This is a genomic window from Pseudomonas sp. MF6747, assembly GCF_963890955.1.
In the GTDB taxonomy this organism is placed as follows: Bacteria; Pseudomonadota; Gammaproteobacteria; order Pseudomonadales; family Pseudomonadaceae; genus Aquipseudomonas.
In genome coordinates this window covers 1-24,305 of sequence record NZ_CAWPSZ010000004.1, presented here as the reverse complement: position 1 = coordinate 24,305, position 24,305 = coordinate 1, and the positions used below count along the sequence as shown (strand labels likewise).

Annotated in this window: 25 protein-coding genes; 21 read left to right on the top strand and 4 right to left on the bottom strand. The window is 63.1% G+C overall.

The window, feature by feature from the left end; genetic code table 11:
• Positions 1 to 22: 22 nt before the first annotated feature.
• Positions 23 to 3,238: a type III effector HrpK domain-containing protein gene (locus tag AACW30_RS05220; RefSeq protein ID WP_200624401.1), complete on the bottom strand. Its 3,216-nt coding sequence runs from the start codon at positions 3,236 to 3,238 to the stop codon at positions 23 to 25.
• Between the two features lie 600 nt (positions 3,239 to 3,838).
• On the opposite strand from AACW30_RS05220, the gene AACW30_RS05215 reads away from it, so the two are divergent.
• The 7 genes from AACW30_RS05215 (at position 3,839) to AACW30_RS05185 (ending at position 9,830) form a co-directional block, all read left to right on the top strand.
• Positions 3,839 to 4,000, top strand: a complete 162-nt coding sequence (locus tag AACW30_RS05215; protein ID WP_016969018.1) for a hypothetical protein — start codon at positions 3,839 to 3,841, stop codon at positions 3,998 to 4,000.
• Between the two features lie 103 nt (positions 4,001 to 4,103).
• Positions 4,104 to 4,988 carry a SctD/MshK family protein gene (locus tag AACW30_RS05210; protein WP_200624400.1) on the top strand — a complete coding sequence of 295 codons (885 nt, stop codon included), beginning with the start codon at positions 4,104 to 4,106 and terminating at the stop codon, positions 4,986 to 4,988.
• A 343-nt stretch (positions 4,989 to 5,331) separates the two neighbouring features.
• Positions 5,332 to 5,688, top strand: a complete 357-nt coding sequence (locus AACW30_RS05205) for a hypothetical protein (RefSeq protein ID WP_119739895.1) — start codon at positions 5,332 to 5,334, stop codon at positions 5,686 to 5,688.
• Entirely contained in the window at positions 5,688 to 6,023 is a 336-nt protein-coding gene (locus tag AACW30_RS05200; protein ID WP_106578760.1) for a tetratricopeptide repeat protein, read from the top strand. Before AACW30_RS05205 ends, AACW30_RS05200 begins: the two co-directional genes overlap by 1 nt.
• Entirely contained in the window at positions 6,020 to 8,158 is a 2,139-nt protein-coding gene (gene sctV, locus AACW30_RS05195; RefSeq protein WP_200624399.1) for a type III secretion system export apparatus subunit SctV, read from the top strand. The genes AACW30_RS05200 and sctV overlap by 4 nt, the downstream gene beginning before the upstream one ends.
• Positions 8,155 to 9,435, top strand: coding sequence for a type II and III secretion system protein family protein (locus AACW30_RS05190; RefSeq protein ID WP_119739900.1), 1,281 nt, complete (start codon positions 8,155 to 8,157; stop codon positions 9,433 to 9,435). The genes sctV and AACW30_RS05190 overlap by 4 nt, the downstream gene beginning before the upstream one ends.
• Before the next feature lie 14 nt (positions 9,436 to 9,449).
• Positions 9,450 to 9,830 carry a hypothetical protein gene (locus AACW30_RS05185; RefSeq protein ID WP_106578757.1) on the top strand — a complete coding sequence of 127 codons (381 nt, stop codon included), beginning with the start codon at positions 9,450 to 9,452 and terminating at the stop codon, positions 9,828 to 9,830.
• A 422-nt stretch (positions 9,831 to 10,252) separates the two neighbouring features.
• Here the strand turns inward: AACW30_RS05185 and AACW30_RS05180 are convergent, their stop codons facing one another.
• On the bottom strand, positions 10,253 to 11,017 hold the full coding sequence (locus tag AACW30_RS05180) for a tetratricopeptide repeat protein (RefSeq protein ID WP_169367091.1): 765 nt from the start codon (positions 11,015 to 11,017) through the stop codon (positions 10,253 to 10,255).
• A gap of 48 nt (positions 11,018 to 11,065) precedes the next feature.
• Here AACW30_RS05180 and AACW30_RS05175 point away from each other — a divergent pair, with 48 nt between their 5' ends.
• From AACW30_RS05175 to AACW30_RS05110, 14 genes are all read left to right on the top strand, one after another.
• Positions 11,066 to 11,629, top strand: a complete 564-nt coding sequence (locus AACW30_RS05175) for a type III secretion protein (RefSeq protein WP_119739907.1) — start codon at positions 11,066 to 11,068, stop codon at positions 11,627 to 11,629.
• A gap of 12 nt (positions 11,630 to 11,641) precedes the next feature.
• The gene (locus AACW30_RS05170; RefSeq protein WP_119739909.1) at positions 11,642 to 11,875 is read left to right on the top strand and encodes a hypothetical protein; all 234 of its coding nucleotides are present in this window, start codon (positions 11,642 to 11,644) and stop codon (positions 11,873 to 11,875) included.
• Between the two features lie 9 nt (positions 11,876 to 11,884).
• Positions 11,885 to 12,319 (top strand): hypothetical protein, encoded by a 435-nt coding sequence (locus tag AACW30_RS05165; protein ID WP_106578753.1) that lies wholly within the window; start codon positions 11,885 to 11,887, stop codon positions 12,317 to 12,319.
• 4 nt (positions 12,320 to 12,323) lie between these two features.
• Positions 12,324 to 13,106, top strand: coding sequence for a type III secretion system inner membrane ring lipoprotein SctJ (sctJ, locus tag AACW30_RS05160; RefSeq protein WP_106578752.1), 783 nt, complete (start codon positions 12,324 to 12,326; stop codon positions 13,104 to 13,106).
• Positions 13,103 to 13,720, top strand: a complete 618-nt coding sequence (locus tag AACW30_RS05155) for a type III secretion protein (protein ID WP_119739913.1) — start codon at positions 13,103 to 13,105, stop codon at positions 13,718 to 13,720. Before sctJ ends, AACW30_RS05155 begins: the two co-directional genes overlap by 4 nt.
• Positions 13,713 to 14,297 (top strand): type III secretion system stator protein SctL, encoded by a 585-nt coding sequence (gene sctL / locus AACW30_RS05150; protein ID WP_179677160.1) that lies wholly within the window; start codon positions 13,713 to 13,715, stop codon positions 14,295 to 14,297. Before AACW30_RS05155 ends, sctL begins: the two co-directional genes overlap by 8 nt.
• Positions 14,294 to 15,616 (top strand): FliI/YscN family ATPase, encoded by a 1,323-nt coding sequence (locus tag AACW30_RS05145; RefSeq protein ID WP_119739915.1) that lies wholly within the window; start codon positions 14,294 to 14,296, stop codon positions 15,614 to 15,616. Before sctL ends, AACW30_RS05145 begins: the two co-directional genes overlap by 4 nt.
• Before the next feature lie 186 nt (positions 15,617 to 15,802).
• Positions 15,803 to 16,249, top strand: coding sequence for a hypothetical protein (locus AACW30_RS05140; RefSeq protein ID WP_119739917.1), 447 nt, complete (start codon positions 15,803 to 15,805; stop codon positions 16,247 to 16,249).
• Entirely contained in the window at positions 16,246 to 17,247 is a 1,002-nt protein-coding gene (gene sctQ, locus AACW30_RS05135) for a type III secretion system cytoplasmic ring protein SctQ (protein WP_119739919.1), read from the top strand. The genes AACW30_RS05140 and sctQ overlap by 4 nt, the downstream gene beginning before the upstream one ends.
• On the top strand, positions 17,244 to 17,897 hold the full coding sequence (sctR, locus tag AACW30_RS05130) for a type III secretion system export apparatus subunit SctR (protein ID WP_017137580.1): 654 nt from the start codon (positions 17,244 to 17,246) through the stop codon (positions 17,895 to 17,897). Before sctQ ends, sctR begins: the two co-directional genes overlap by 4 nt.
• Before the next feature lie 10 nt (positions 17,898 to 17,907).
• Positions 17,908 to 18,177, top strand: a complete 270-nt coding sequence (gene sctS / locus AACW30_RS05125; RefSeq protein ID WP_003208314.1) for a type III secretion system export apparatus subunit SctS — start codon at positions 17,908 to 17,910, stop codon at positions 18,175 to 18,177.
• A gap of 6 nt (positions 18,178 to 18,183) precedes the next feature.
• Positions 18,184 to 18,996 (top strand): type III secretion system export apparatus subunit SctT, encoded by an 813-nt coding sequence (gene sctT, locus AACW30_RS05120; protein WP_106578746.1) that lies wholly within the window; start codon positions 18,184 to 18,186, stop codon positions 18,994 to 18,996.
• Positions 18,997 to 18,999: 3 nt separating this feature from the next.
• On the top strand, positions 19,000 to 20,046 hold the full coding sequence (locus tag AACW30_RS05115; RefSeq protein ID WP_119739923.1) for an EscU/YscU/HrcU family type III secretion system export apparatus switch protein: 1,047 nt from the start codon (positions 19,000 to 19,002) through the stop codon (positions 20,044 to 20,046).
• Positions 20,047 to 20,196: 150 nt separating this feature from the next.
• Positions 20,197 to 20,610: an ester cyclase gene (locus AACW30_RS05110; RefSeq protein ID WP_119739925.1), complete on the top strand. Its 414-nt coding sequence runs from the start codon at positions 20,197 to 20,199 to the stop codon at positions 20,608 to 20,610.
• 51 nt (positions 20,611 to 20,661) lie between these two features.
• On the opposite strand, the gene AACW30_RS05105 is transcribed toward AACW30_RS05110, so the two are convergent.
• Together AACW30_RS05105 and AACW30_RS05100 are read right to left on the bottom strand one after the other, a co-directional pair.
• Positions 20,662 to 24,126 carry a hypothetical protein gene (locus AACW30_RS05105; RefSeq protein ID WP_339385050.1) on the bottom strand — a complete coding sequence of 1,155 codons (3,465 nt, stop codon included), beginning with the start codon at positions 24,124 to 24,126 and terminating at the stop codon, positions 20,662 to 20,664.
• A partial coding sequence (locus AACW30_RS05100; RefSeq protein ID WP_339385051.1) for a hypothetical protein occupies positions 24,068 to 24,305 on the bottom strand: 238 nt, incomplete at its 5' end. The genes AACW30_RS05105 and AACW30_RS05100, both read right to left, overlap by 59 nt.

The window sequence follows — 24,305 nt, the reverse complement described above, 5'->3', positions numbered from 1 at the left end:
TGCGCCAGGCTGTCGGGGGAGGTCAGGTGTTGATGGCGGGGATCGGATCGGCGGGGTAATCGCCGTCCATGGTCGGGCCGCCGGTCAAACCGTATTGCTGCAGCACCGGCGCCAGTTGACCGTAGAACGCGTCTTGCGCCTTGCCGTGGGCATCGGCCAGGGCGAACGGCAGAAACGCGCTGCCGATCCCGCCGAGGATCGCCGTGGCCCCGCCGAGGATGCCGCTGATGGTGCCGGCCACTGCGCCGATCTCAGTGGCGCCATACAAGCCGGCGCCGGCTTCCACCAGGCCGGCGACGGCCGCGCCCGTGCCGAGTACGCCGGTGGCGACCGAGAAACTGCCGGTGAGGTAATCACCTTTCTTCAGGGAATCGACACCGCCGATAATCCCGATCACGCCGCCGATGATCCCACCGGCCGAACCGATGATCTTGCCCGCCGCGCCGATATTGGCGATCTGTTCGGCTGACAACGGGCCTTTGCCCACCGGCACCTTGCCCGGGAAGTCGCCGATGGTGCCGCCGTCCGGACGGTTGACCCAGGTCACCCCGTAACCGGCTTCCTTGGCGTACTTGGTGCCGCCTTCCAGCAACAGGCCGGCGAATTGCAGCCCCGCCGACACGCGGTTGGCGTCCGCCACCGGCGTATTGCTGCCGTTGGCCGAACGCGCCATCAGCACGCCGCTCATCAACACCGCGCTGCCGATGTGCAGCAGGCCTTGCTTGAACGCCGGGCTCACATCCCCGAACTTCATGCCTTCGATGGCCTTGGGCAAGGCGTCGGCAATCTTGTTGCCCTGGCGACCGATGTCCCACACCGAGCGCAGCATCGACACCACTTGTGCCGGGTCGATCTTGCCGCCATCGGCGGTAACAAACATCTCGGGGTTTTTCTGCTGGGCATCGTTGATCGCGGCGGTGACTTTGGCCTCGTCAAAATTGCCTTTGCCATCGCCCAGCGTCACATTGAGGGTGTCGGTGGTCGCGCCGCCGAGCAGGGCATCGCTGAGGTTTTCGTTGAAATTAACCTGCAAGGTCGCGGCGTCGTCTGCTGTGGCCTTGTCCCCGAGGAAGGCCTGGGCCGACGCGGCGCTGGCCGCAAAACTGCTGGCCGCCACGGTCGGGTCCATGCCACCGGCCACGGCGTCGGTGAAAGCTTTGCCGGTGACCAGTTCGTTCTTGTAGTAGCTCTGGATCGCGTCACTTTGCCCGGCGTTGGCGGCGACTTTGCTCAAGTCGACATGGCCCTTGCCGCCCAGTGCCAGGTTGGCGATGGTTGCATCGTTGGCGGCGTTTTGCAGGCCCATGCCCATGTCGATCTGCTTGCCGTTCTGATCCTTGGCATTGAGGTTGTCGTTGAGGTTCTTGCCCGACTCGATGCCATCGGCGAAGTAGTTCTGCAGGGCGACCTTCATGGTCGGGTCGCTGCTGACGATGTCGCTGAGTGCTGGGCCGCGGTTGTTCTGCAGAAAGCTTTGCACATCCGGGTCCGCCGACAGGGTCTCGATGCCGCTCTGCAACTGCGCCTTGATCTTGTCCTCGTTGGGGTTCAGGCCCCAGTTCGGCGAGGTGTACTTGTCCATCAAACCGGCATGGGGCACGTAGTCGCTGACCAGCAGGCGCGTCTGCGCATCGGTCAGTTGCACCAGCACCGCAGCCTTTTGTGCGCCGCTGTAGTTCTGCGGGTTGGCCAGAATGTCGGCGGTCAGCTTGGAGGTGTCGACACCGGCCACGGCATCGCGGGTGGCGGCGCCGTCGAGGAAGGTCAGCGTGTCGCTGTCGGTTTTCGGCGCCTGTTTTTCCAGCCACGCGCCGATGTTGTCGCGCGTACCGATGTTGTCCGATTTGCCGGTCGCCGGGTTGTCGCCACCGGTTTCCAGTGCGTGGAACATTCCGGGCCTGGACCACATGGCCGCAGCACCCGTTAGTTCGTTGCTCAAGGCCGAATCACTGCCCAGCGCCTCCAGGTTGTCGGGGCGAATCATGCCGTCGTTGCTGCGCTGGTTATCGCCTGGGCGCATCGCGGTACCGGAACTTGCGACCAGGCTCTCGTTGGCCATCACGATGGCAGCGGACTTGGCGTTGGCGGTGGCCAGTTCGCCGGGCTTGCTGCCCATGAAACTGGCGAAGGATTTCGACGCCGCGCCAAGGTCTTTGTTGGCGTTGTCGATAAAGTGGTCGACGTCGGAATGGGTGATCACGTTGTCGGCTTTACCGCGACCGCCGCTGTCCAGCGCGGCCATCAGGTTCGGGCTGCTGGCCACGTATTTGAGCACCGCCTGGGCTTCGGGCGGCAGGCTCGTGGGCGGGTTGGCGAAGTCAATCGGCGCACCATGCAGGCCCCAGGCATCCCAGTTTTGCGAGAGCAATTGCGCAGCGGCGCGCGGGCGGTTCAGGTCGAGTTCTTCCTTGGTTGGCGTACCGCTGGTGTTACCGGTAATCGTGTCCCAGTCCTCGGCGCCGGAGACGCCGAACGACGAGGTGTCGATCCACGAGGTGTCCGAGGCGCCGGCCGCGCCGGTGGTGCCGGCATACAGCTTGGCCACTTGGTCGTACAGGGCGGGGGTGATGTCCTGGGACACAATGACTTTGTCGCCGGAAGCGGTGTTATAGCGAATCAGGCCCGGCCCGACTTCCTCGGGTGCGCCGATGTTGGCAGCCGGGTCCATGGTTTCGTTGGGGCCGGCCAAGCGATAGCCTTCGGCCTGGCTGGCGTTGATGGCGAACATTTTGCTCGAGTCGCCGCTGACCTGGGCAAACAACGTCGGGGTTTGTTTCTGGCTGACCACGATCTTGTCACCGGACGTGGTTTCGTATCGGATCAGGCCCGGGCCCAATTCCGTCGTGCTGCCAATCGCCTTGTAGTTGCCCAGCCCCGGCGCCACGGTACTGGCGTCGGCTTCGGTGTACCCGGCGGCCTTGCTGTCGGCGAGGTTTTTTTCGACGCTGGCGTCGGCCTGTTGTGCATTGTATTGGTCGACCAGTTTCTCGTAGAGCCGGGGGTTGTCGATTTGCTTGAGGGTTACCGGCTTGTCACTGCCCAGTGGCGTATAGGTGATGCTGTTGTTCACCGGCGCCTGCACATTCTGATAGGGCAGGGGGATCGAAGGGCCGCGGATCTTCGACGGATCGAATGTCGGCTGGTTGACGGCCGTGAACAACGCGGTTTCGAATTTTTTCTGCGAGCCGTCTGTGCCCGGAGTGTCAACAGGGTCACGACTACTTGGGATCGCTGGCATAAATGATCACCTGGAAGTTCTTTCATATATCAGGACCTGCGCACTAACGATTTCGGCTATTAGTGCAACTGTACTAATTCGGCGCAGGCAATTAGTTGCTCGCGGGCATTAAGGCCACTCGCGCCGAGCTATCAAACGTGATGATCAAGTCGCTTTTGTTACAAATGGAAATATCTGCAAAGTTGGGCAAAAGGCTATTAGCGAAAAATGTGAAGTCGTCGCGAAAATAGCGCTGATAACGTCCCGGATCGAACACTCAACCACGGGCTGTAAGTTCGAAAACTGTCCAGATGATGCCGCGAAAGGCCCGCAAACACTGGGCCTTTTGCGTGTGTGTATTTTTTGAAAAAAGTTCAACGGCCCCAGATGCATGAGTTTTTCTCACTGCCAGGTTGAGCCAAACCTTTCACACCCTGTCAGCGAAACGTTTCACAAGCTTTCACAGCGAAGGCGTTTTGATCGTGAGTAGTATGGGGGCCATGCAAACCAACGACGGTTCGAAGGCTCACTGTCTGACGTTTTGGGCATTCACCGGTTTGCATACTTTCAGTGTGCTGTTGCGCAACTGAATAACTTCCCTATCGATGCAAGGAGATGAACATGGCTGATGTCCCACCAGTAAAAGCCGGCGGCGCCGACGACGCTATCGCGAAGATGGAAGCGACCTTCAACATGGCTATCGAGAAGTCGGCCAAGATCACTGAAATCAGCACCGCGAAAAAAGCGGAGCTCGACGCCACCAAACAGCGTCCGCAGAACTGATTCGCCAAAACGGGCGGCGCCGGCGCTGCCCGTTTACCTGCTGAGTGTTTTCACCTTCTGATTGTTGACCCCGTTGCACATGCTCAAGGGGGCAAACCCGAACATGACAGCCTTGATTTCCTTGGGTCCGGTCGCTGGTATTGGCGCACCGACCCTGACTGTGACCAGCGGTTTGCATCAGGGCAGTTCCCTGGTGCTCGACCAGCCTGTCTACACCCTCGGCGCGGACCTCGCGGCCGACCTGGTACTCAGCGATCCCGGCATCGCTGGCCTGCACCTGCGCCTGCGGTTTGAGGGTGGCCAGGTGGCAGTCGAAGCGTTGGGCGGCGATGTTGTGCTTGGCAACAATGTGCGTATTCCCCAAGGCAGCGGCCATCGTGCGCGACTGCCTTTGCAGCTGCGTATCGGCACGGCGGGAGTAAGCCTGGCCTCGCCTGAGGGGGCAGAAAAACCTTCGGACGCCACACGCACATTCACGCCCTGGATTGTCGCGATCGTCCTGCTGTTTTTGTGTGCGGGTGCGCTGGCAGTGCGCAACGACACGCCGCTCACCCAAACCGCGGTCGCGGCGCAGGTGCCTGCGCTGCAAAAACCGTCGCGTGAACACGCCAAAACCTGGCTGGAGCAGCAACTCCAGGCTGCCCATCTGGATGCCATAAAGGTCACTGACGCCAACGGCCAGCTCAGTGCCGTCGGCAGCTTCGAACAGTCGCAAAAACCTCAGTGGCTGGCCCTGCAACAAGCCTTCGATGAACGTTACGGCCAACAGATCGTCCTCAACCCTCGCGTCAGCGTACGCGCCGACGCCGCACGCCCGCGTGTGCGCTTCCAGGCCGTGTGGTTCGGCACCAATCCCTACGTGATCAACGACAGCGGCAAGCGCCTGTACCCCGGCGCGCCCCTGGCGGACAACTGGGTGCTGGAGCGCATCGAGAACAACCAAGTGATCCTCGCCCGCGGCGAAGAGCGCTTCACCTTCACCTTATGAGTCGCCCCATGGAACGCACCCAACCCACCCGTGGGACCTGGCTTGCCTGCGATGGCGTCCCCCCCGCCAACCCAATTCAACCCGCCGCCACGCCATTCAAATGTGGGAGCGGGCTTGCCCGCGATGGCGTTCTCCCGGCCAACCCAATTCAACCTGACACCCCCACGCCCAACTGTGGGAGCGGGCTTGCTCGCGATGGCGTTCTCCCGGCCAACCCAGTTCAACCTGACACCCCCACGCCCAACTGTGGGAGCGGGCTTGCTCGCGAAAGCTATCTGTCAGGCGCTGGAGGTCCTGGGTCGGAGTACCTATCCAGCCATAAACGCTGCTCGCAGGCCCACGCATGAAAGTCGAACCCCGCCCGCTCATCCCCAGCGACGTACGCAGCGCCCCCGTCGAAGCCGTTCGCCCGGTCAACTCACGCCAGGCCACTGCGTTCGAAGCGGTGCTCAAAACCCGCAAGACCCAAACCCGCCGCTCGCTGCGCAGTGACCTCGAAGAACTCACCAGCGCCGCGGGCGTTGACTCCCTGCTGTTCGGCAGCGCCCGCTCCCTGGAGCTGCTGGAACACGTGATGGAACACATCCTGCCGTCCCTCGATGCCGAGACGGACATCAAGGAACTGGCCCATGACCTGATCAGCGAAGAGATCGAGATGCGCCGCACCCTCGAACAGCAACGCTCGGAGGTACATGCCTGATGGCCCGCGATAACGACGACGCCGTGCAATTGCTCAAGGGCATTGGCGAGCTGTACCGGCGCAACGGCCAGTCCCAGCGCGCGCTGGTGATGTTGCTGATTGCCGTCAGTGTCGCGCCCGAAGACGGCGTGTTGCTGCGCTCGCTGGTGCTCGCGTTCACCGACAGCGGCGACGCCACCCGCGCCCTGGGTGCCCTCGACCGGTTGGTGGCACTGGAAGGCGAGTCCGCCAGCCTGTTGCTGCTGCGCGCCCGCGCGCTGTGGTACGGCGAGCGCAAGGACGAAGCGCGCCAGTGCTTCAAACGCTACCTGGCTGCGCGCAGGGCCGGCGCATGAGTGCCCTCAACCGCCTGAACAACCTGGCGCGCATGGCGGCGCAGCGCACCGACGTGATCATCGTCGCATTCATGCTGATGGCGATTGTGATGATGATCATCCCGCTGCCCACCTACCTGGTGGACATGCTGATCGGCCTCAACATTGCCCTGAGCATCCTGATCCTGATCGTCGCGTTCTACATCGGCCATTCCGTGGAATTCTCCGCGCTGCCGCCGCTGATTCTGCTCAGCACCCTGTTTCGCTTGTCCTTGTCGATCACCACCACCCGCTTGATCCTGCTGCACGGCGACGCCGGCCATATCGTCAAGGCCTTCGGTGATTTTGTGATCGCCGGCCAAGTCGTGGTCGGCATGGTGGTGTTTTTGATCATCACCGTGGCGCAGTTCGTGGTGATCACCAAAGGCGCCGAACGCGTGGCCGAAGTGGCCGCGCGCTTCACCCTGGACGCGATGCCCGGCAAGCAGATGAGCATCGACAACGACCTGCGCAATGGCGACATCGACCAGGCCGAAGCGCGCCGCCGGCGTTCGCGCCTGGAGCGCGAAAGCCAGATGTTCGGCGCGATGGACGGCGCGATGAAATTCGTCAAAGGCGACGCCATCGCCGGCCTGGTGATTCTGGCGGTGAACCTGCTCGGCGGCATGCTGATCGGCATGATCGAGCGCGACATGCCGTTCGGTGTGGCGGTGCACACCTACTCGCTGCTGACCGTGGGTGACGGCCTGATCGCACAGATCCCGGCGCTGCTGATTTCGGTGGCGGCGGGCACGGTGGTCACGCGGGTCAACAGCGACGGTGAAGCCGGCGACCTGGGCAGCGAGATCATCAAGCAGCTGGGCGCCAGCTACCGGGCACTGGGCCTGACGGCATTGATCATGATCGGCGTCAGCCTGTTGCCCGGTTTTCCGACCTGGGTATTCCTCGGCTTGTCCGCAGCCTTTGGCGGCGCAGCGTTCGTGATGTATCGCCGGCACACCCGCCAGCCCCAGGGCGAGCTGGAAGCCTTGGCCGAACCCCCGGAGCCGGTGGTCGAGGCACAGGCCGAACTGGATGACAACCTGCTGCCCGATACTCGCGTGCTGCTCACCCTTGGCAGCGGACTGTCCCAGAGCGCGCCGCGCCAGTTGCTGCGCCAGCGTGTCGAAGCGCTGTGTCATGACATCCGTACTGACCTGGGCGTGGATGTGCCGGTGCCGGGCATCTACATGGAGGCCAAGGCCGCACCGGGCAGTTTCCGCGTGTCGCTGGAAGGCGTGCCGGTGAGCGAAGGCGAACTGCCGATCAATTGCCTGCTTGTGCAGGACGACCCGGTGCACGTGCAACTGCTGGACATCGCCACTGTGCAAGCCGACTCACCGCTCAACGGCCGCAATGCCCACTGGATCGAGCGCCAGCACGAAGAGACCCTGCGCAACGCCGGCATCGGTTTCCTGCTGCCCGACGAAGTCTTGCGCGGCGTGCTGGAACGCAGCCTGCGCCGCTATGCCGCCGATTTCCTCGGCATCCAGGAAACCCGGCTGCTGCTCGAACGCACCGAAGCCACGTACGGCGAACTGGTCAAGGAAGCCTTGCGCCTGGTCCCCTTGCAGCGTGTTGCCGAGACCTTGCGCCTGTTGGTCGGCGAAGGCGTGTCGATCCGCAATCAGCGCGCCTTGCTCGAAGCCATGGTGGAGTGGGGCGCCCGCGAGACCGATGCCGGGCGGCTGGCCGAACATTTGCGTGCGGCGTTGGCGCGGCAGATCAGCCATCAGTACGCCGACCGTAACCGCGTCATCGGTGCACTGGTGCTGGCGCCGGGCCTGGAAGACCAACTGCGCGCGTCCCTGCGTCGTCAGGAGCCGCAGCGCGAATTGATCCCCGAAGACGTCAGCCGCGCCTTGCTCGCGCAACTGCGCCAGGCCTGTGAAAACACCCGCGAGGTCAACAGCGCGGTATTGCTGGTGCACCCGGAGCTGCGGCGCAGCCTGCGCCGTCTGGTGTTGCGCGGTGAACTGGAGCTGGCGGTGCTGTCGTTCCGCGAGCTGGCCACCGAGTACAACCTGCAAGCGCTGGTGACCATCAGCCTCACCGATATTTCCAACCGCCGCGCGCCTGCCGCGGCTTCCGTCACCTCCCTGGCGTCTGCCTCATGATGCGTTTTTGTATGTTGTTGCTGGCTCTGGTCACCGCTGCAAGTCAGGCTCAGGACATTGCCAACGGGGCCTCGGGTTCGATCAACCTGGCGTCCGGAGAAGGGCGCATTCTGCATTTTGTGGCGCCGGTGGATTCGGTACTGGTCGCCGAGCCGAATGTGGCCGACCTGCAAGTGGTGTCGCCGGGCACGATTTATATTTTCGGCAAGGCGCCAGGCAATACCAGCCTGATTGCCCTTGGCAATGACGGCAAACAACTGGCCAGCCTGACCTTGTCGGTCAGCAGCGGTACCGCCGCGGTGACCACGCCGATGCAGGCATTGCACCCTGGCAATGGCGCGCAAATCAGCGGGGCCGGCAACCGCCTGATCGCCAAGGGCACCGTCGGTTCGGTGGCCGAAGCGACGGACCTTAACGCGCTGCTCAACCCTCAGGGCCAGGGCTTCCAGAGCGCAATCAACACCACCGAATACGCAGGCGCGGCCCAGGTGAACTTGCGCGTACGGTTTGCCGAAGTGTCGCGCTCCGAATTGCTGCACTACGGCGTGAACTGGAACGCGATGTTCAGCAACGGCACCTTCTCCTTCGGCCTGATCACCGGCGGCGGTCTGGCAGCCGCAACGGCCGGTGGCCTGGCAACGGCAGGCACCGGCTCGGGCAATGTGAACATCGACGGCATGCTCGACGCGCTGCAGGCCAACGGCATTTTGCAGATATTGGCCGAGCCGAATATCACCGCCATGACCGGCCAGACCGCCAGCTTCCTCGCCGGTGGCGAAGTGGCGATCCCGGTGCCGGTCAACCGTGACCTGGTGGGCATCGAATACAAGTCGTTCGGCGTGTCACTGCTGTTCAACCCGACGCTGTTGCCCAACGGCCGCATCGCCCTGCAAGTACGTCCGGAAGTCAGCAGCGTGGTCAGTGGCGGCACCGTGGATTTTGGCAACTTCCATGTGCCGTCCTTCAGCGTGCGCCGCGCCGACACGCGGGTGGAAGTCGGCAGCGGGCAGACCTTTGCGATTGCCGGCCTGTTTCAACGTGAAAGCAGCCAGGACATCGAGAAGCTGCCGCTGCTTGGCGACTTGCCGATCCTGGGCAACCTGTTTCGCTCCAAGCGTTTCCAGCGCAATGAAACCGAACTGGTGATCCTGATTACTCCATACCTGGTGGAGCCGGTGCGCAGTCGTACGCTCGCCACGCCGCTGGACGCACAACCGGCGACGGCCGCAGCCAGCGGACCGCGCAGCGGCGGCGCGTTCGGTTTTTACATGAATTGATGAGGGGGCCTGCGATGACTGCTTTGCGTGTGTTGATGCTCTTGCCCCTGGCGCTGATGGGTTGCCAGACCCACTTGGCGCCGGTGTATTACGCGCCGGAGTTTCGCGCTGATGGCTTGCCGAGCCAGTGCCAGCAACCGGCGGCCAAGGACGCAATCGGGCTGGACGAAGATTTCAAACCGACGCTGCCGTTGGGCTGCGCGAACAATTTGAATTTGATGCAGATGGTCGAGCGCAGGCAGGACCTGACCCAAGGCCGCACCACCGGCCCGGCCATGGCCGCCCCGGTCGGCCGCGCCGCCCAGGTCTACATCGAAGGCTTCGACCGCGAGCAGCTGCAGCGGCGCAAAGATCAGCAAGAAGCCAAAGCCGGCGCCACCGGAGGCCAACAATGACCAGGTGCACACCTATCCCACGTGAAAGCTGGCTTGCCTGCGATGCCGCCCGTCCGACCCACCCAAACCTCCCTGACACCCTGCAATCCAAATGTGGGAGCGGGCTTGCTCGCGAAAGCTATCTGACAGGCGGCATAGGTCTTGGGTCGGAGTACATAGCCATGGCTGCGGTAACGGCCACTTATGGTTCCGCTCTTACAGCGGGTGACTGTTTGAAGGATCAGAAAGTAACCAAAACGTCCTCGGCCCACCACTCGGCACCTCGCCCAGGCTCGGCGTGCCCTCACGCAGGCTTTGGAGCCTGTGCCGCCGCACTGGGCCATGCTTGGCCCCACGCGCCAAAACCTACGTTCGGCCAGCGTGGTTTAACGGTGCGCCTGAGATCACAATCCAAAGCAGATCAACAGCGGCCCGGTCGTGTCTCAACGCGGGTCCACCAACCCCAACTCTTTGGCCTGCACCACCGGATCACTGATCGCCTTAATTCGCTTGGCCTCCATCACCAATCGCGCGCGTTCCGCGGCGGGGATGTCGTCGAGGGGCAGGCTTGCAACCCGCTGCTCGTAACCGGCCAACACCATCACCAACAACTCATTGCGCTGATGCCTCGGCAATGCGCGCGGCGATTGGGTGACGGGCGCAATGGTATCCAGCGCCTGTTGCGGCTGCCCGCCAAGCGCATAAGCCAGGGCCAGGTTGCAGCGGCTGTCGAGGTCATCGGGCTGCAGGCTCAGGCTTTTGGCGAAGGCGGTTTGTGCGGCACTGGCCTGGCCATTCAGCACTTGGGCGATGCCCAGGCGGGTGTAGGCCACCGGCAGGTGATTGATCTGGGCAGCCTGCCCCAACGCCGTCACGGCGCGTTGGGTCTTGCCCAATTGCAACTGCGCAGTGCCAAGGCCGAGCAGGGCGTCGGCGTTGTGGGCATCAAACCCCAGCGCCTGCTGGAAGGCGCGTTCGGCGCCCAGCGCGTCCTTGGCGTCGAGCCGGGCCTGGCCGAGCTTGAGCCACAGCTCAATGCCGGCACCCGGTTGCTGGGTGGCGCGCTCGTACAACGCAGCCGCGCTGCTGTAGTCGCCGCGCTTGCTCAGGTCGTTGGCCAGTTGCAGGGATTTGTCGGTATCGGTCGCAGGTTTGCTGGAGCAGGCAGCCAGCAGCAAAGTGCTGGCGAGCAGAAATTTGTGGGTCATCGTCACAACTCGTCGGGCGAAGGCGCAGGCCATGTAAGCATATTTTTGATGGCGCTCCTATGCCTGTTCGGTGCGGGTTTTGCCAACGCGGCCGAGGAGCCCGCGTGGTTCTCGCAGCCCTACGCCTACGTGCTGGTCGATCAGGACGTTCGCAGCGCGTTGGAAGAATTCGGCCACAACCTCGACGTGCCGCTGGTGCTTTCCGACAAGGTACGCGGCAAGGCGCGCAGCACCATCCGCGCAGCCACCGCCGGTGAGTTCCTGCAGACCTTGTGCAGCACCAACGGCCTGACCTGGTACTTCGACGGCAACCTGTTGTACCTCAATGCCAGCGATGAAATCAGCACCAAGCTGTTCAAGGCCAGCGCCCTGAACCTGGACCAGTTGCAGGCCTACCTGAACACCCTCGACGTGTTCGGCCAGCAACTCTCCATGCGCAACGGTCCCGAGGGCGATGAAGTGTTTGTTTCCGGCCCGCCGCCGTACCTGGCGCTGGTGCAACAGCATGTCGACCACCTGCAACCCACGGTCGTGGCCGCCCCGGTGGCGCGCGAGCGCGGGGTGCGAGTGTTCCGTGGCGCACAAGTCAGTACCGAAACCCCAACCCAGTAAAGGAGCAGCACCATGTCCGTAACGGCCGTAGACAGCAACCTCGCCCCCGGTGGCGCCAGCCCTGAAGCCAAGTTCAACGCCGCGGTGGATAACGCCAAGGCCGCCGACAAACCGTCGGAGACCAGCGACGCCGAATTCAACGATGCGTTGATCACCCAGGCCGTCACCATCGGCGGTCAGTTCATCATCATGCCGAAGATGCAGGAACTGCTGAACGACGCCATGTCCGATGACGACGAAGAGTAGGGAGCCCCTATGACTATCAGTCTCGCCGCCGGCGCCACGGCCTTGCCGCCGTCCGCCGGTGCGGGGCCCGCCGGGGCCTCGCAGAACCTGTTCGAGCACATGGCCAATACCGCCAAGGGCATGCCCGAAGGCGCCAGCCCGCACCAGATCGGCTCGGGCCTGATGGAGCGCATGAACAGTTTCATCGACCGTACGCGCGCGTTTTCCGAACGCGCCGACGTGCTCACCAATAACCCGTCGGCGCCGCCGCCGGCCTCGGTGGAAATCCGCACGGCGAGTGCTTCGCCGCAGGGCGAGCCGGGCAAAAAAGTCGGCGAGCAGCAGGTCGACCAGATCGTGCACTCCCTGGGCAAGATGTTCGATTACTCCATCGAAACCCAGATGGTGGTGCGCGGTGCGACGCAGATTTCCGGGTCCGCCAACACGTTGCTCAAGGGGCAATAACGCTATGCCAAGCCCAAACCGCGCGCTGCGCCTGCTGCTGATCGGCCTGCTCGCCAGCCTCTTGCAGGCGTGCAACACCGACCTCTATACCAACCTCAGCGAGCGCGATGCCAACGCCATGGTCGCGGTGCTGCTGCGCGGTGGCATCCCGGCGGAGCGCAAGACCCAGGACAACGGCCAGCTCAAAGTGGTGGTGGACGAGGAGCGCTTTGCCGAAGCCATGACGCTGCTCGACAACGCCGGCCTGCCGCAACAGAGTTTTTCCAACATGGGCGAGGTGTTCAAGGGCAATGGCCTGGTGTCGTCGCCGGTGCAGGAGCGCGCGCAGATGATCTATGCGCTGAGCGAAGAACTGTCGCACTCGGTGTCGCAGATCGACGGCATCGTCGCCGCCCGCGTGCACGTGGTGCTGCCCGACAACGACCTGCTCAAGCGCGTGATTTCACCGTCGTCGGCCTCGGTGCTGGTACGTTACGACCCGGGCACCGACATCAATACGCTGATCCCGCAGATCAAGACCCTGGTCGCCAACGGCATTTCCGGCCTGAGCTACGACGGCGTCTCGGTGACGGCGATCAAGGCCGCCGTCGCCATCAGCCAGAACCCGGCGCAACCGCGGTTGGCGCGCTTCATGGGGCTGTGGTTGCTGGAAGACAACCTGGCGCAGGCACGCGTGATGTTTGGCGGCTTGCTGCTGATTGCCCTCGGCGCGCTTGGGGTATTGGCTCGCCAACACTGGGCGCGGCGTCAGTCCCAGGCGATGTATGTGCTCAAGGAGGGTGAATGAGCCTGGTTGAACGCTGGCAGGGGCTGATCGCCGAGCCGCTGCAGTTTGTGCGCGGGCCGAGCCTGGGCGCCTGTTTCGCCGATGAGTTGCCCGATGAAGTGCTGCAGGCCATGCAAGGCCAGGCGCGTTTTCGTCAGCGCCTGGAGCAGTTGCTGGTCAACCATTATCAGTTGGCGCCGATTGCGCACCTGGTGACGCCGTCCGCTGCCGACCTGGCGGTGTTGCTGTTGTCACCTGCGCAGTTTTCACGCCTGCCACGGTTGTGCGGTGCCATCTGGCATGCCTCGACCCTGAGCCGCGAGATCCGCCGTGAGGTGGTCAACGAATTGCGCGAAGGACTCGGTGCCGAGGTATTCAGCCAGGCGCTAGCGCAGCGCCAACTTGGCGGCGCCGCGGACCTGCTGCGCGAGCCATCGGAGCTGATCGAGGCCATCGACCGCGACGGCCAAGGCTGTGTTGCCGCCTGGCTGCAGGCTCAGCACGCCGACTTGCAGGGCTGGCTGCGCCTGCGTTTCGCCTTCCCCCAGGGCCACAGCGCACGCTTGCCCCGCGACCTGGAAATCGTCCAGGCCGCTGCGGCGAGCCTTGCGGCCGAGGACAACGCCCATGAGTGAATTACCGAGCCGGCCGACCGCGCGCATCCTGCGTGCCGAAGAAGCAGCGCTGTGGACCGATGGATTTGCTTTTCTGCAAGCCGCCAAGGACCAGGCCGAACAGATCAAGGCCGACAGCGACCAGTGGCTGCACGCCGCCCGCGCCGAGGGCTTTGAAAGCGCGCGCCAGGCAGGCGCCGAGCAAGTCGCGCAGTTGCTGGTGCAAACCCAATCCCAGGTGCAGCACTACTTGAGCAGCCTGGAAGCGTCGTTGGCCGACCTGGCCCTGGGCATCGTGCGCGAGGTGTTGGGTGAGCTGGACAGCGCCGACCGGGTGGTGCGTTGCACCCGCCAGGCCCTGAGTGCATTTCGCCAGGACCAGGCACTGACCCTGTGGGTGCCGCCGACCGAAGTCGAGGCCTTGCGCCAACGCCTCAAGCACGAAGGCCTGGCCATTGCCGTGGACGCCGATGAGCAGTTGAGCGCCGGTCAGGCGCGCCTCAACAGCCCAGCCGGGTCCGTCGAACTGGGCCTGGAGGCGCAGTTGCAAACCCTGCGCCGCAGCTTGCTGCCCTTTGCCGAAGAAGGTGTGGCATGAACCTGCAACAGCTGCTGCCGCGCCTGACTGAACGGTTGGCGCAAGCCCGTCCACGGCCGATGCACGGCACGGTGTTGAGCATTCGCGGTGTCCTGCTGCGCGCCAGTGTGGCCGGTGCGAGCATCGGTGAACTGTGTCAACTGCGCGACCCCGGCAGCGGCCGCAGCTTGAGCGCCGAGGTGATCGGCTTTGATGGCGACGAGGCGATTCTGTCGCCGATCGGCTCCATGGAAGGCCTGTCGACGCGCACGCAAATCACGGCGACCGGCGAAACCCTGGGCGTCGCCGTGGGCGATGCGCAACTGGGCCGGGTGATCAGCCCCATGGGCGATTTTCTCGACGGCGATGGCGTCCCGCCGACCCTGGCCTTGCAGCGTTACCCACTGCATGCCGAGCCGCCCGCACCGTTTTCGCGGCAACTGATCGTGCGTTCGATGGCGCTGGGCATTCGCTCCATCGACGGCCTGCTGACCCTGGCCCAGGGCCAACGCATGGGCATTTTTGGTGAGCCGGGCGTGGGCAAGTCGTCGTTGCTCGCCAGCATTGTCCGCAACAGCGAAGCCGATGTGATTGTGATCGGCCTGATCGGCGAGCGGGGCAGGGAAGTGCGCGAACTGCTCGACGTGCAACTCGACGCCCAGGCGCGCGCACGTACCGTGGCAGTGGTTGCGACTTCGGATCGCCCGGCGGCCGAGCGCGTGCGTGCGGCGTTTGTCGCCACCACGCTGGCCGAGTACCACCGCGACCAGGGCCGCAATGTATTGCTGCTGATGGACAGCCTGACGCGTTTTGCCCGCGCCCAACGCGAAATCGGCCTGGCCGTGGGCGAACCGCCAACCCGTCGCGGTTATCCGCCGTCGTTTTTCTCGGCCTTACCGCGCCTGCTCGAACGCGCCGGCCCTGGCCCCACCGGCAGCATCACCGCGCTGTACACCGTGTTGACGGAAGGGGATGCGGCCAGTGACCCGGTGGCCGAAGAAGCCCGTTCAATCCTCGACGGGCATATCGCCCTCAGCGCGGAATTGGCCCAGCGCAACTACTTCCCGGCAGTTGACGTGTTACGCAGCCGCAGCCGGTTGATGGAGCAGGTCGCCGGTGAAGAACACAAACGCCTGGCCATGCGCATACGTGAGCTGATGGCGCGCTACGGCGAAATCGAAATGCTGATCCGCGTCGGCGAGTACTCCGCCGGCAGCGACCCGCTGGCCGACGAAGCCATCAACCGCCATGCGGCCATTGAAGCGTTCCTGCGCCAGAACGCCGGCGAGCCGAGCAGCCTGGACCAGACCCTGATCCGCATGCGCCAGGTGTTGGCATGAGGTCAATGAACAACAGTGAACTTCAGGCCCATGCAAAACCCTGTGGGAGCTGGCTTGCCTGCGATAGCGGTATATCAGCAACACAAGGGCAAGCTGACCCACCGCCATCGCAGGCAAGCCAGCTCCCACCTTTGATTTTCATGGATTTACAGATTGCTGTGCTGGCATCAGAAAGGAGCAACCCCAATGAAAACCGACCAACTGCGCACCCTGCAAACCCTACGGGTGCTGCGTGAACAACGCGCCGCCAACCAACTGGCCGCCCAACAGCAACGCTGCGCGCAGACCCACGACGTGTTGAACGACGCCAGGGAGCAACTGCGCCTGCACCGTGAAGCGATTGCCGAGGAAGCCCGCCAGGTTTATGCATCCCTGACCGAGGGGCTGTCGGTGGCCAGCTGGCAGGCGGCTCAGGAACGTTTGCGCGGCCTGTCGGATGACCAGCAGGTGCTCGAGAACGACGTGCACCACGTGTCCACCACCCTGCAAAGCCAGGAGCGCGAGCGTGACCTGTTTCGCCAGGAACGCCTGAGCCGTCAACGCCAGTCCGAAGCCTGGCAAAGCCTGCTGGAAGGGCGTGAAAGTGATGAGCGCCGTGTCGGTGAATTGCGCGAAGAAGGCACCGGCACATGATCACCGCCCTTGCCGACCCGTTGGCACCCTGGCTGACGCAGTACGACCCGGCGCTGTTGGCGCTGCATAACCAGCTGCACCGTCGCCGTCGCGCCTGGCAGGGCCGTTGCGCCGGGCAAGCGTTGCGCGTGAGTTGGGCCGCCCAAGCGCAAGGCCTGGGCAATTCGCGCGATGTGTTTTTGTTGCTCGGTCGCGCCCCGGTGCGCCTGCGCCTGTCGTCGGCCGCGCTGGAGCAAGTACTGGTGCCGCTGGCGTTGCAGTTCGATGCGCAATTGCTGCCATCGTTGCCACGCTCGTTGCTGCTGGAACTGGCGGTGCTCGACCTGATCGAGACCCTGGAACCCGTGCTCGGCCACCCGGTGCAGTTAGTCGAGGCCACTGACGATCAGCGCGCCTATGCCGTGCACCTGGCGCTCGAATTGACCTTTGGCAACCAGCCGGCCATGAGCGCGCAACTGGACCTGAGCGAAGGCGCTGCCGTGCTGGTGGCGCAGCTGCTGGCGCAATACGGCCAGATCGAACCCGACCCGCTGCCCGCCCTGCGCCAGACCCTGGCGGTGGTGGCCGGGCGGCAGTGGCTGACCCTGGGCGAATTGCGCAGCCTGCGGCCCGGCGATGTGCTGATGCTGGAGCAGGGCTCGGGCCTGTTGCTCGACCTGGACGGGCGCTTGCAGGCCCGCTGCCAATACCAGGGTGAAGCATTGCAGTTGCAGGAAGAACTACAAGCCCCCCTTTTGCACATGGAGAACACGATGACTGATGTTGATGCCGCCGCGGCCCTGGATGACTTGCCGCTCAAACTGGTGTGCCAGGTCGGCAGCCTGGAACTGACCCTGGCGCAATTGCGGGAACTGGGTGCGGGTAGCCTGTTGCAGCTCAACACGCCCGGCGTGGACAGCGTTGACCTGATGGTCAACGGGCGTCGCGTCGGCCAGGGCCAACTGGTAAAAATCGGCGACGGCCTGGGCGTGCGCCTGCTGAGTTTTGCCACCCCATGACCGGTTATCAGCCGAACCTGATCGAGATCATCCTGGTCGTTGCGACGATCGGGCTGATCCCGTTGGCAGTGGTCACGCTCACCGGGTTCATGAAGATTTCGGTGGTGCTGTTCCTGATCCGCAACGCCCTTGGCGTGCAGCAGACACCGCCTAACCTGGTGCTGTACGGCATCGCGCTGATTCTGTCGGTGTACGTGACCACCCCATTGATTGGCGACATGTACCGCCAGGTCGAGGGACGCGACCTCAATATCGAGCATGTCGAGCAACTCAAGGACCTGGGCGATGCGCTGCGCCCGCCGCTGCAGGCGCATTTGAAGCGTTTTGCGAATGAGTCCGAGCGCGGTTTTTTTGTGCAGGCCACCGAGACCATCTGGTCGCCGGAAGCCCGCGCCGACCTGCGTGACGATGACCTCGTGGTGCTGATTCCGGCGTTTGTCAGCTCGGAGCTGACCCGCGCCTTCGAGATCGGCTTTCTGCTCTACATCCCGTTCCTGGTGGTGGACCTGCTGGTGTCCAACGTGTTGATGGCGATGGGCATGTCGATGGTCTCGCCGAACCTGATTTCGATCCCGCTGAAGATCTTTTTATTCGTGTCACTGAGTGGCTGGTCGCGCTTGATGCACGGTTTGATTCTGAGTTACGGCTGAGGCACGACCCATGGGCCAGGACGTTTTCCTGTCATTGATGAAACAGGCACTGATGACCGTGCTTATGCTCTCCGCGCCGGCGTTGGGCGTGGCGATTATCGTGGGCTTGAGCGTGGGGCTGTTCCAGGCGCTGACGCAGATTCAGGACCAGACCTTGCCGCAGGTGGTGAAGCTGGTGGCGGTGCTGTTGACCATCGTGTTTCTTGGCCCGGTACTCGCAGGCCAAGTTGCGGAGCTGGGCAGCCAGGTGCTGGATAACTTCCCGCTGTGGACGCGCTGACTGCCCATGGATGCCAGCCTTACCGCGCAGTTTCTGGAGGTCGCCTACCCGGTGATCAGCGCCGCCTCGCTTGCCGCCTGCCGCGCCATGGGGGTGGTGGTGATCACCCCGGCGTTCAACCGCCTGGGCCTTACCGGCATGATTCGCGGCTGTGTGGCGGTGGCCATTTCGATCCCGATGTTCTTTCCGGTGTTCGACGCGCTGACCCGAATGCCCGAGCACGGCAGCGTGTTTATCGCCGGGCTGCTGATCAAGGAGTTCCTGATCGGCATCCTCATCGGCCTGTTGTTCGGTATTCCATTCTGGGCCGCGGAAGTGGCGGGGGAGTTGATCGACCTGCAACGTGGCTCGACCATGGCGCAGCTGGTGGACCCGTTGTCATCCGGTGAATCCAGCGTGATGGCGACCTTGCTTACGGTGATGTTGATCACGCTGTTCTTCATGTCCGGCGGCTTTATCCTGATGGTCGACGGCTATTACCACAGCTACCAGTTATGGCCGGTGACTTCATTCACGCCGGTGTTTGCCAGCTCGGCGTTGCTGGCGGTGCTGTCGATTCTCGACCAGATCATGCGCGTCGGCGTGCTGATGGTTTCGCCCTTGCTGATCTCATTGCTGATCACCGACCTGATGCTTGCCTACCTGTCGCGGATGGCGCCGAACCTGCATATGTTCGACTTGTCGCTGCCGGTGAAAAACCTGTTTTTCTCGATCCTGATGGTGATCTACATCGGCTTTTTGATTCCGTTGATGCTCGATCAATTGGCGGAATTTCGCGGCACTGTCGAGTTGCTCAAAACCCTGGCCGGCATGGAGTAGCCCATGGCCGATACCAGCGAAGAAAAATCCCAGCCGGCCACGGACAAGAAGCTCAGGGACGCACGCCAGAAAGGCCAGGTCGCCAAGAGCCAGGACCTGGTGTCGGGCATGGTCATCCTGTTTTGCACGCTGTGCATCTCGATCCTGGCGCCGCGCGCCAAGGCCCAGGTCACGGCGCTGATCGACCTCACCGCGCACATCTACATTGAGCCGTTCGCCACGGTGTGGCCGCGGGTGCTCGACCATGCCGAGCAACTGGTCATCAGCATTACCTTGCCGGTGATGGCGGTGACCACCGGCGTGGTGATCCTGACCAATATCATCACCATGCGCGGCTTTGTGTTCTCGGTGGACCCGATCAAACCCGAGTTCAAGCGCATCAACCCGGCTGAGGGCTTGAAGAAGATTTTTGCCCTGCGCAACCTGGTGGAGTTCATCAAGGGGCTGATCAAGGTGCATGTGCTGGCGATCGCGTTTTATGTGATCGGCAAGCATGCGTTGCAGGCGCTGATGGAGTCTTCACGCTGTGGCGCGGAGTGCATGGAGTCGACGTTTTTCCTGGTGCTCAAGCCGCTGGTGTTCACCGTGTTGTGCGCGTTCATCCTGGTCGGTGCGGTGGACGTGATCATGCAGCGCTGGCTGTTCGGCCGCGACATGAAAATGACCCGCAGCGAAACCAAGCGCGAACGCAAGGACATCGACGGCGACCCGCTGATCAAGAGCGAGCGGCGCCGCCAGCGCAATGAAATGCAGGCGTTGGCGACCAAGCTGGGGTTGGGCAGGGCGTCAATGATGATCGGCACCACCGATGGCTGGGTGATTGGCGTGCGCTATGTGCGTGGTGAGACGCCAGTGCCGGTGATCGTGTGCCGGGCGTCACCGGAGGAGGCGCTGCTGATGTTGCAGGAGGCTTATGACCTGGGGATTCCGCATGCGCCGGACAAGGGCCTGGCCGCTGACATCGCGCGCAAGACCGTGCCCGGTGATCCGGTGCCGGATGCTTCGTTCCAGGCAGTAGCGGACTGGCTGGTCGCGGCACGGTTGATTTAATCGCCGCGCGTACTACGCTTGTCTGGCGCTTTGGTACGGAGGGAGTATCTGCTCAGCAGGAGCTGAAGGTGTATCTGTCACGGGCGATGGACGCAGGCGTCAACCAATCGGGTGGCGCTGCATTGTTCCAAATTTCCCAGGAGATTCACCATGACAGATCAACACCGTGCATTGATCCAAGAGTGGGCCGACAGTTGGTCTACCGCCGACAAAGACCGGTTTCTCGCGATCTTTTCCGAGGCGACCGTCTATGAAGACAAGGCCGCAGGGCAAATCATGCGAGGGCGCCCGGCGCTGGGCGACTTTTTCGACCTGATCAGAAAGGCATTGCCCGATTTCGAGGTTATCCGCGACTTGATCAGCCTTGGCGAGCGCGGCGGGACGATCCAGTGGCATATGACGGGCACCCATGAGGGCGAGCTGTTCGGCTATCCGGCGACTCACCGCAAGATCAATGTCGACGGCACCTGCGTGATCAGGATTGAAGCCAACAAGATTGTCGAATGCACCGATTATTACGACATGAAAACGTTGTACCGCCAGCTGGGTTTCGACACCAACTGAATGCACCCCGCGAACGGGCCCCCATCCGATGGGGGCCTTATCCGACACGCCTCAGGGCTTGTCTACATCGTGATACTCACCGCCATACCCGTCGCCCACGCGCCAGATAATGTCGTGGTTGTCGTTGGTCCATTCCGACGGCTTCAGTGAATACTTGTAGTCCTCCGAATTACGGTTGTTGCCATCGCCGATGTAGTCCGGGTGGTCACGCCGGTGATCGCCGCCCCGAATGCTTGAACGCGCATCCCATTCTTCCTTGCGAAAGTCAAAAATGCTCTGGTCCTGCGGCGCGTCGCGCTGGCCCCAGTCGGACAGGTAAGTCTGCAGCCACACATAGGCTTCATCGCCGTTGGGCTTGAGTAATCCGTCCTGCTTGAAGTCCTGGATCTGGTCCCAGTTCTGCATCGAGATCTTGTGCAGCTTGTGCGACTGGATGGTGCTGAGGATCGCGCCGACAAACGACAGAGCGCCAGAGATCAGGAAACCCACCGGCCCGAGAAACGGAATGATCCGCCCGGTGACGCCAAGGGTCGTCAACACCCCCCCGCCTGCGGCCACCAGGCTGCTGACACCGCCGGCCATCGACAAGGAACCGGAGGCGATTTTGACCGGGTCTTTTTCGCGCACGCCGTCACGCAGGGTGAACGCAGCCTGGACCACACTGATCACACCACCCGCGACGTCGGTGGCCATGCCGATGACCTTGATCGCGCTGCTGGCGAACTTGGCGCCAAAGCCGGCACCGGCCACGCCGCCACGGCTGGCGATGCCTTTTTCTATGCCTTCCTGAACCTTCTTCGCGCCTTCGTCGCTCCAGCCGCCGCTGTTGAGCGCCTTGCCCACGTCCTTGCCGTCGTCCATGGCCTGGTCGACGATCTCGAAGTACTTCTTCTGCACCGCCTCGGCGTCTTTGGGCAGCGCATGGTAACCCTCACCGGGCTTGGCCCACAGGTCGGGCAGGGAGCGGTCAAAGCCCATCAGTTTGTAGGCGTTGGTGCCACGCAGCTTGTCGTACACCTTGAGGCCAAGCGTGGCGAAGTGGGAGCCGGTGCCGAGAAAGCCGAGAAAATCGTTGGCGATTCCCAGGCGTTTCATCGGTGTGTCGGCCAGCTTGCCGCCCTGGCCCGCCAGTTGGTAGACGATACGGCCCATGCCGATGGCGCCGCCGACCGAACCCAGTACGCCGTTGTCCTTGAGGAAGCTCAGGTTCTTCACAAAGGCGCTGCGGTTCTCGTCGCTGAGGCCGGGCATGATCTCTTTGCTTACCGCGTGGTCGATATCGCTGAAGCTGATCACGCCGTTTTTCTGCCAGGTGTCGCCCAACGAAATCATGGCCTTGCCGAAGTCGGCGGCGGCGCCTTTGTCCTTGAGCAGTTGGTCGACAAACTTGGAATACACCCCCAGCGCCTGGCGCGGCAGGCCGTCGGCGCCGCCCTTGAGCATCGACAAGATCGCCAGGGTGTTGTCCGTGGTGGCCAGGGCGGTGTTGTCGTCGCTGATTTTGCTCGGGTCGTCCATCAGCTTTTCAACGGCGTCGGTGTAGCCGTCGATCTGCAGGTTTTGCAGGAAATTGTCGGCCTTGGCCGGGTCCATGTCGGCCAGCGCGGTGTAGGCGGTCTGGATTTCCTGGGTGGCCAGTTCGGTCTTGCCGCCGTCCTGCAGGGCTTTGATGTACTGGGTGAAGTTTTCCGAGGAGGTGCTGTCGAGCAACTTCTGGTGAACCTCATCGACCTTGGCCTGGCCGCCGTCGACTTTGCCCAATGCTGCGTCGTGATTGGCCTTGATGTCGGCCTGGATGGTCGAGTCGCCGAGCAGTTCGCTGATGGTCTTGTCGATCGACTGCGTGTCGAAGATGTTGTCGCGTACATCCCGCGAGGTCACGTCGATAGGCGTGGTGGCAATGCCCTGGTTGCCGAAGCCATGTTCGGGAATGATCGACATGCCGTTGTCTGCCATGCTCTTGGCTTCCACGGCGCGCAGGAACTTGGCGCGCGGGTCGTCCTTGCCGATGCTGCCGTCCTTGACCCCGGCACGGTAGCTGTCCACCAGGGTTTTCATCGACAGGTCCTGCACCGACAGCGGGTTGCCGCTTTCGTCTTTTTCGGTGGTGGTGAGGCTGTCGACGGAGACGTCCTTGAGCGGCGGCAGGCCGTTACTGGCGCGCAAGGCGTCGACGTCGGTGGTTTGCTGGGCGATATCGGTGCGGTAGCTGGAAATCTGCTCGAACATCTGCGGGTTGCTGTCTTCGCTGACGACGATTTTCTCTTCGCTGCCGCCGGGCTTGTGCTGGGTGAAGGCGATCAGGCCGGGGCCGTAATCACCGACGCCGCCGACGCTCATGATGTCTTCGGTAGAGGCCAGGTAATCGTCCGGCCCGGCCAGGCTGTAGCCGTCGCCCTTGGCCTTCTCGATACCGGCCAGGGTCTGGCCTTTGGTGGTGTAGGCGGCGAAGGCCTCGGGAGTGATGTCTTTGGACACCACCAGCAGTTTGCCGTCGGCCTGGTTGACCACGAGGATGCCGTCCAGCGGCGCGTCGACTTTGCTGATGTCGCCCAGTGTGAGGCTGGCCTCATCTTTGCGCAGCAGTGCCTGGCCGGGCAGGGACTGGGCATTCTTGATGTAGTCGAAGGCCTGGGAACCTTCACTGGCGTGCACCGCATGCAGGAACTGATAGAACGAGCTGCCGGCGTTGGGGTTGGGGTTGTTGAGGTCGGCGCCGGGCTGCGGCAGGGCGGCCTCGGACTGGCTGATCATGTATTTTTTGCCTTGATGTTCGAACAGGATCACCGCGGATTTCGGGTCTTCGGATACCACGTTGAGCTGGCTGAAATCCAGGTCGCCGGGCAGGCTGGTGACTTCTTCATACCCCTTGGCCTTGCCGTCGGCGAGGGCCTCTTTGGTCACGCCTGCGCTGTTGTAGCTGGCGAAGGCTTGAGGGGTGAGTGTCTCGGAAATCACCAGGGTCTGGCCGTTTTCCAGGGCGACCTTGACCACGCCGTCTTTGGCTTGGCCCACCGATTTGATAGCGGCCAGGCGCACGCCGGGGTCGTCTTCACGCAGCAGTTGCTGGTCGGGGTTGCTCAGGGCTTCACGGATTGCTTTGCCGGCGGGGGTGTCTTGGGTGTCGGCGAGGGTGTGCAGCAGGTCATACAGTGGGGTGCCTGCGTCTGGCCCGCCCTGGTTGACGGGGGCTATCGCGTGGCCGAAGTGCAGGCCCTTGAGGGTGTCGAAGCCTTCCTGGACTTGTTCGGCGGCTTCGCGGGTGATCTTGAATCTGTTGCCGTCTTGTTCGAAATAGATCACCCCGGTGTCTTTGTCTTCGGACACGACCTTGAGCGTGTCGATATCGAGCTTGGCGGGCAGGGCGGTGACTTCCTTGTAGTCGTCAGGTTTGATCTGGCTGGCGGGTTTCAGGGGGGTGTCGGTGTGTGCGGCGAGTACCTTGGGTTTGAAGGTTTTATCGCCCGGCCCGGCGGCTGCCAGGGTTTTGGCCTGGTTGAGCAGGGCATTGAAGATACGCTCGGGGGCTTTGGGTTCGCCGGCGCGGGGGGAGGTTGTGGTGTCGGGGCTGGCCTTTGGTGGTGTAGGCGGCGAAGGCCTCGGGAGTGATGTCTTTGGACACCACCAGCAGTTTGCCGTCGGCCTGGTTGACCACGAGGATGCCGTCCAGCGGCGCGTCGACTTTGCTGATGTCG

What these genes read in the sequence shown, in the direction of transcription:
- AACW30_RS05220 (WP_200624401.1), bottom strand. Translation starts at nt 3,238, where the DNA reads ATGCCAGCGATCCCAAGTAGTCGTGACCCTGTTGACACTCCGGGCACA.
- AACW30_RS05215 (WP_016969018.1), top strand. Translation starts at nt 3,839, where the DNA reads ATGGCTGATGTCCCACCAGTAAAAGCCGGCGGCGCCGACGACGCTATC.
- AACW30_RS05210 (WP_200624400.1), top strand. Translation starts at nt 4,104, where the DNA reads ATGACAGCCTTGATTTCCTTGGGTCCGGTCGCTGGTATTGGCGCACCG.
- AACW30_RS05205 (WP_119739895.1), top strand. Translation starts at nt 5,332, where the DNA reads ATGAAAGTCGAACCCCGCCCGCTCATCCCCAGCGACGTACGCAGCGCC.
- AACW30_RS05200 (WP_106578760.1), top strand. Translation starts at nt 5,688, where the DNA reads ATGGCCCGCGATAACGACGACGCCGTGCAATTGCTCAAGGGCATTGGC.
- sctV (WP_200624399.1), top strand. Translation starts at nt 6,020, where the DNA reads ATGAGTGCCCTCAACCGCCTGAACAACCTGGCGCGCATGGCGGCGCAG.
- AACW30_RS05190 (WP_119739900.1), top strand. Translation starts at nt 8,155, where the DNA reads ATGATGCGTTTTTGTATGTTGTTGCTGGCTCTGGTCACCGCTGCAAGT.
- AACW30_RS05185 (WP_106578757.1), top strand. Translation starts at nt 9,450, where the DNA reads ATGACTGCTTTGCGTGTGTTGATGCTCTTGCCCCTGGCGCTGATGGGT.
- AACW30_RS05180 (WP_169367091.1), bottom strand. Translation starts at nt 11,017, where the DNA reads ATGACCCACAAATTTCTGCTCGCCAGCACTTTGCTGCTGGCTGCCTGC.
- AACW30_RS05175 (WP_119739907.1), top strand. Translation starts at nt 11,066, where the DNA reads ATGGCGCTCCTATGCCTGTTCGGTGCGGGTTTTGCCAACGCGGCCGAG.
- AACW30_RS05170 (WP_119739909.1), top strand. Translation starts at nt 11,642, where the DNA reads ATGTCCGTAACGGCCGTAGACAGCAACCTCGCCCCCGGTGGCGCCAGC.
- AACW30_RS05165 (WP_106578753.1), top strand. Translation starts at nt 11,885, where the DNA reads ATGACTATCAGTCTCGCCGCCGGCGCCACGGCCTTGCCGCCGTCCGCC.
- sctJ (WP_106578752.1), top strand. Translation starts at nt 12,324, where the DNA reads ATGCCAAGCCCAAACCGCGCGCTGCGCCTGCTGCTGATCGGCCTGCTC.
- AACW30_RS05155 (WP_119739913.1), top strand. Translation starts at nt 13,103, where the DNA reads ATGAGCCTGGTTGAACGCTGGCAGGGGCTGATCGCCGAGCCGCTGCAG.
- sctL (WP_179677160.1), top strand. Translation starts at nt 13,713, where the DNA reads ATGAGTGAATTACCGAGCCGGCCGACCGCGCGCATCCTGCGTGCCGAA.
- AACW30_RS05145 (WP_119739915.1), top strand. Translation starts at nt 14,294, where the DNA reads ATGAACCTGCAACAGCTGCTGCCGCGCCTGACTGAACGGTTGGCGCAA.
- AACW30_RS05140 (WP_119739917.1), top strand. Translation starts at nt 15,803, where the DNA reads ATGAAAACCGACCAACTGCGCACCCTGCAAACCCTACGGGTGCTGCGT.
- sctQ (WP_119739919.1), top strand. Translation starts at nt 16,246, where the DNA reads ATGATCACCGCCCTTGCCGACCCGTTGGCACCCTGGCTGACGCAGTAC.
- sctR (WP_017137580.1), top strand. Translation starts at nt 17,244, where the DNA reads ATGACCGGTTATCAGCCGAACCTGATCGAGATCATCCTGGTCGTTGCG.
- sctS (WP_003208314.1), top strand. Translation starts at nt 17,908, where the DNA reads ATGGGCCAGGACGTTTTCCTGTCATTGATGAAACAGGCACTGATGACC.
- sctT (WP_106578746.1), top strand. Translation starts at nt 18,184, where the DNA reads ATGGATGCCAGCCTTACCGCGCAGTTTCTGGAGGTCGCCTACCCGGTG.
- AACW30_RS05115 (WP_119739923.1), top strand. Translation starts at nt 19,000, where the DNA reads ATGGCCGATACCAGCGAAGAAAAATCCCAGCCGGCCACGGACAAGAAG.
- AACW30_RS05110 (WP_119739925.1), top strand. Translation starts at nt 20,197, where the DNA reads ATGACAGATCAACACCGTGCATTGATCCAAGAGTGGGCCGACAGTTGG.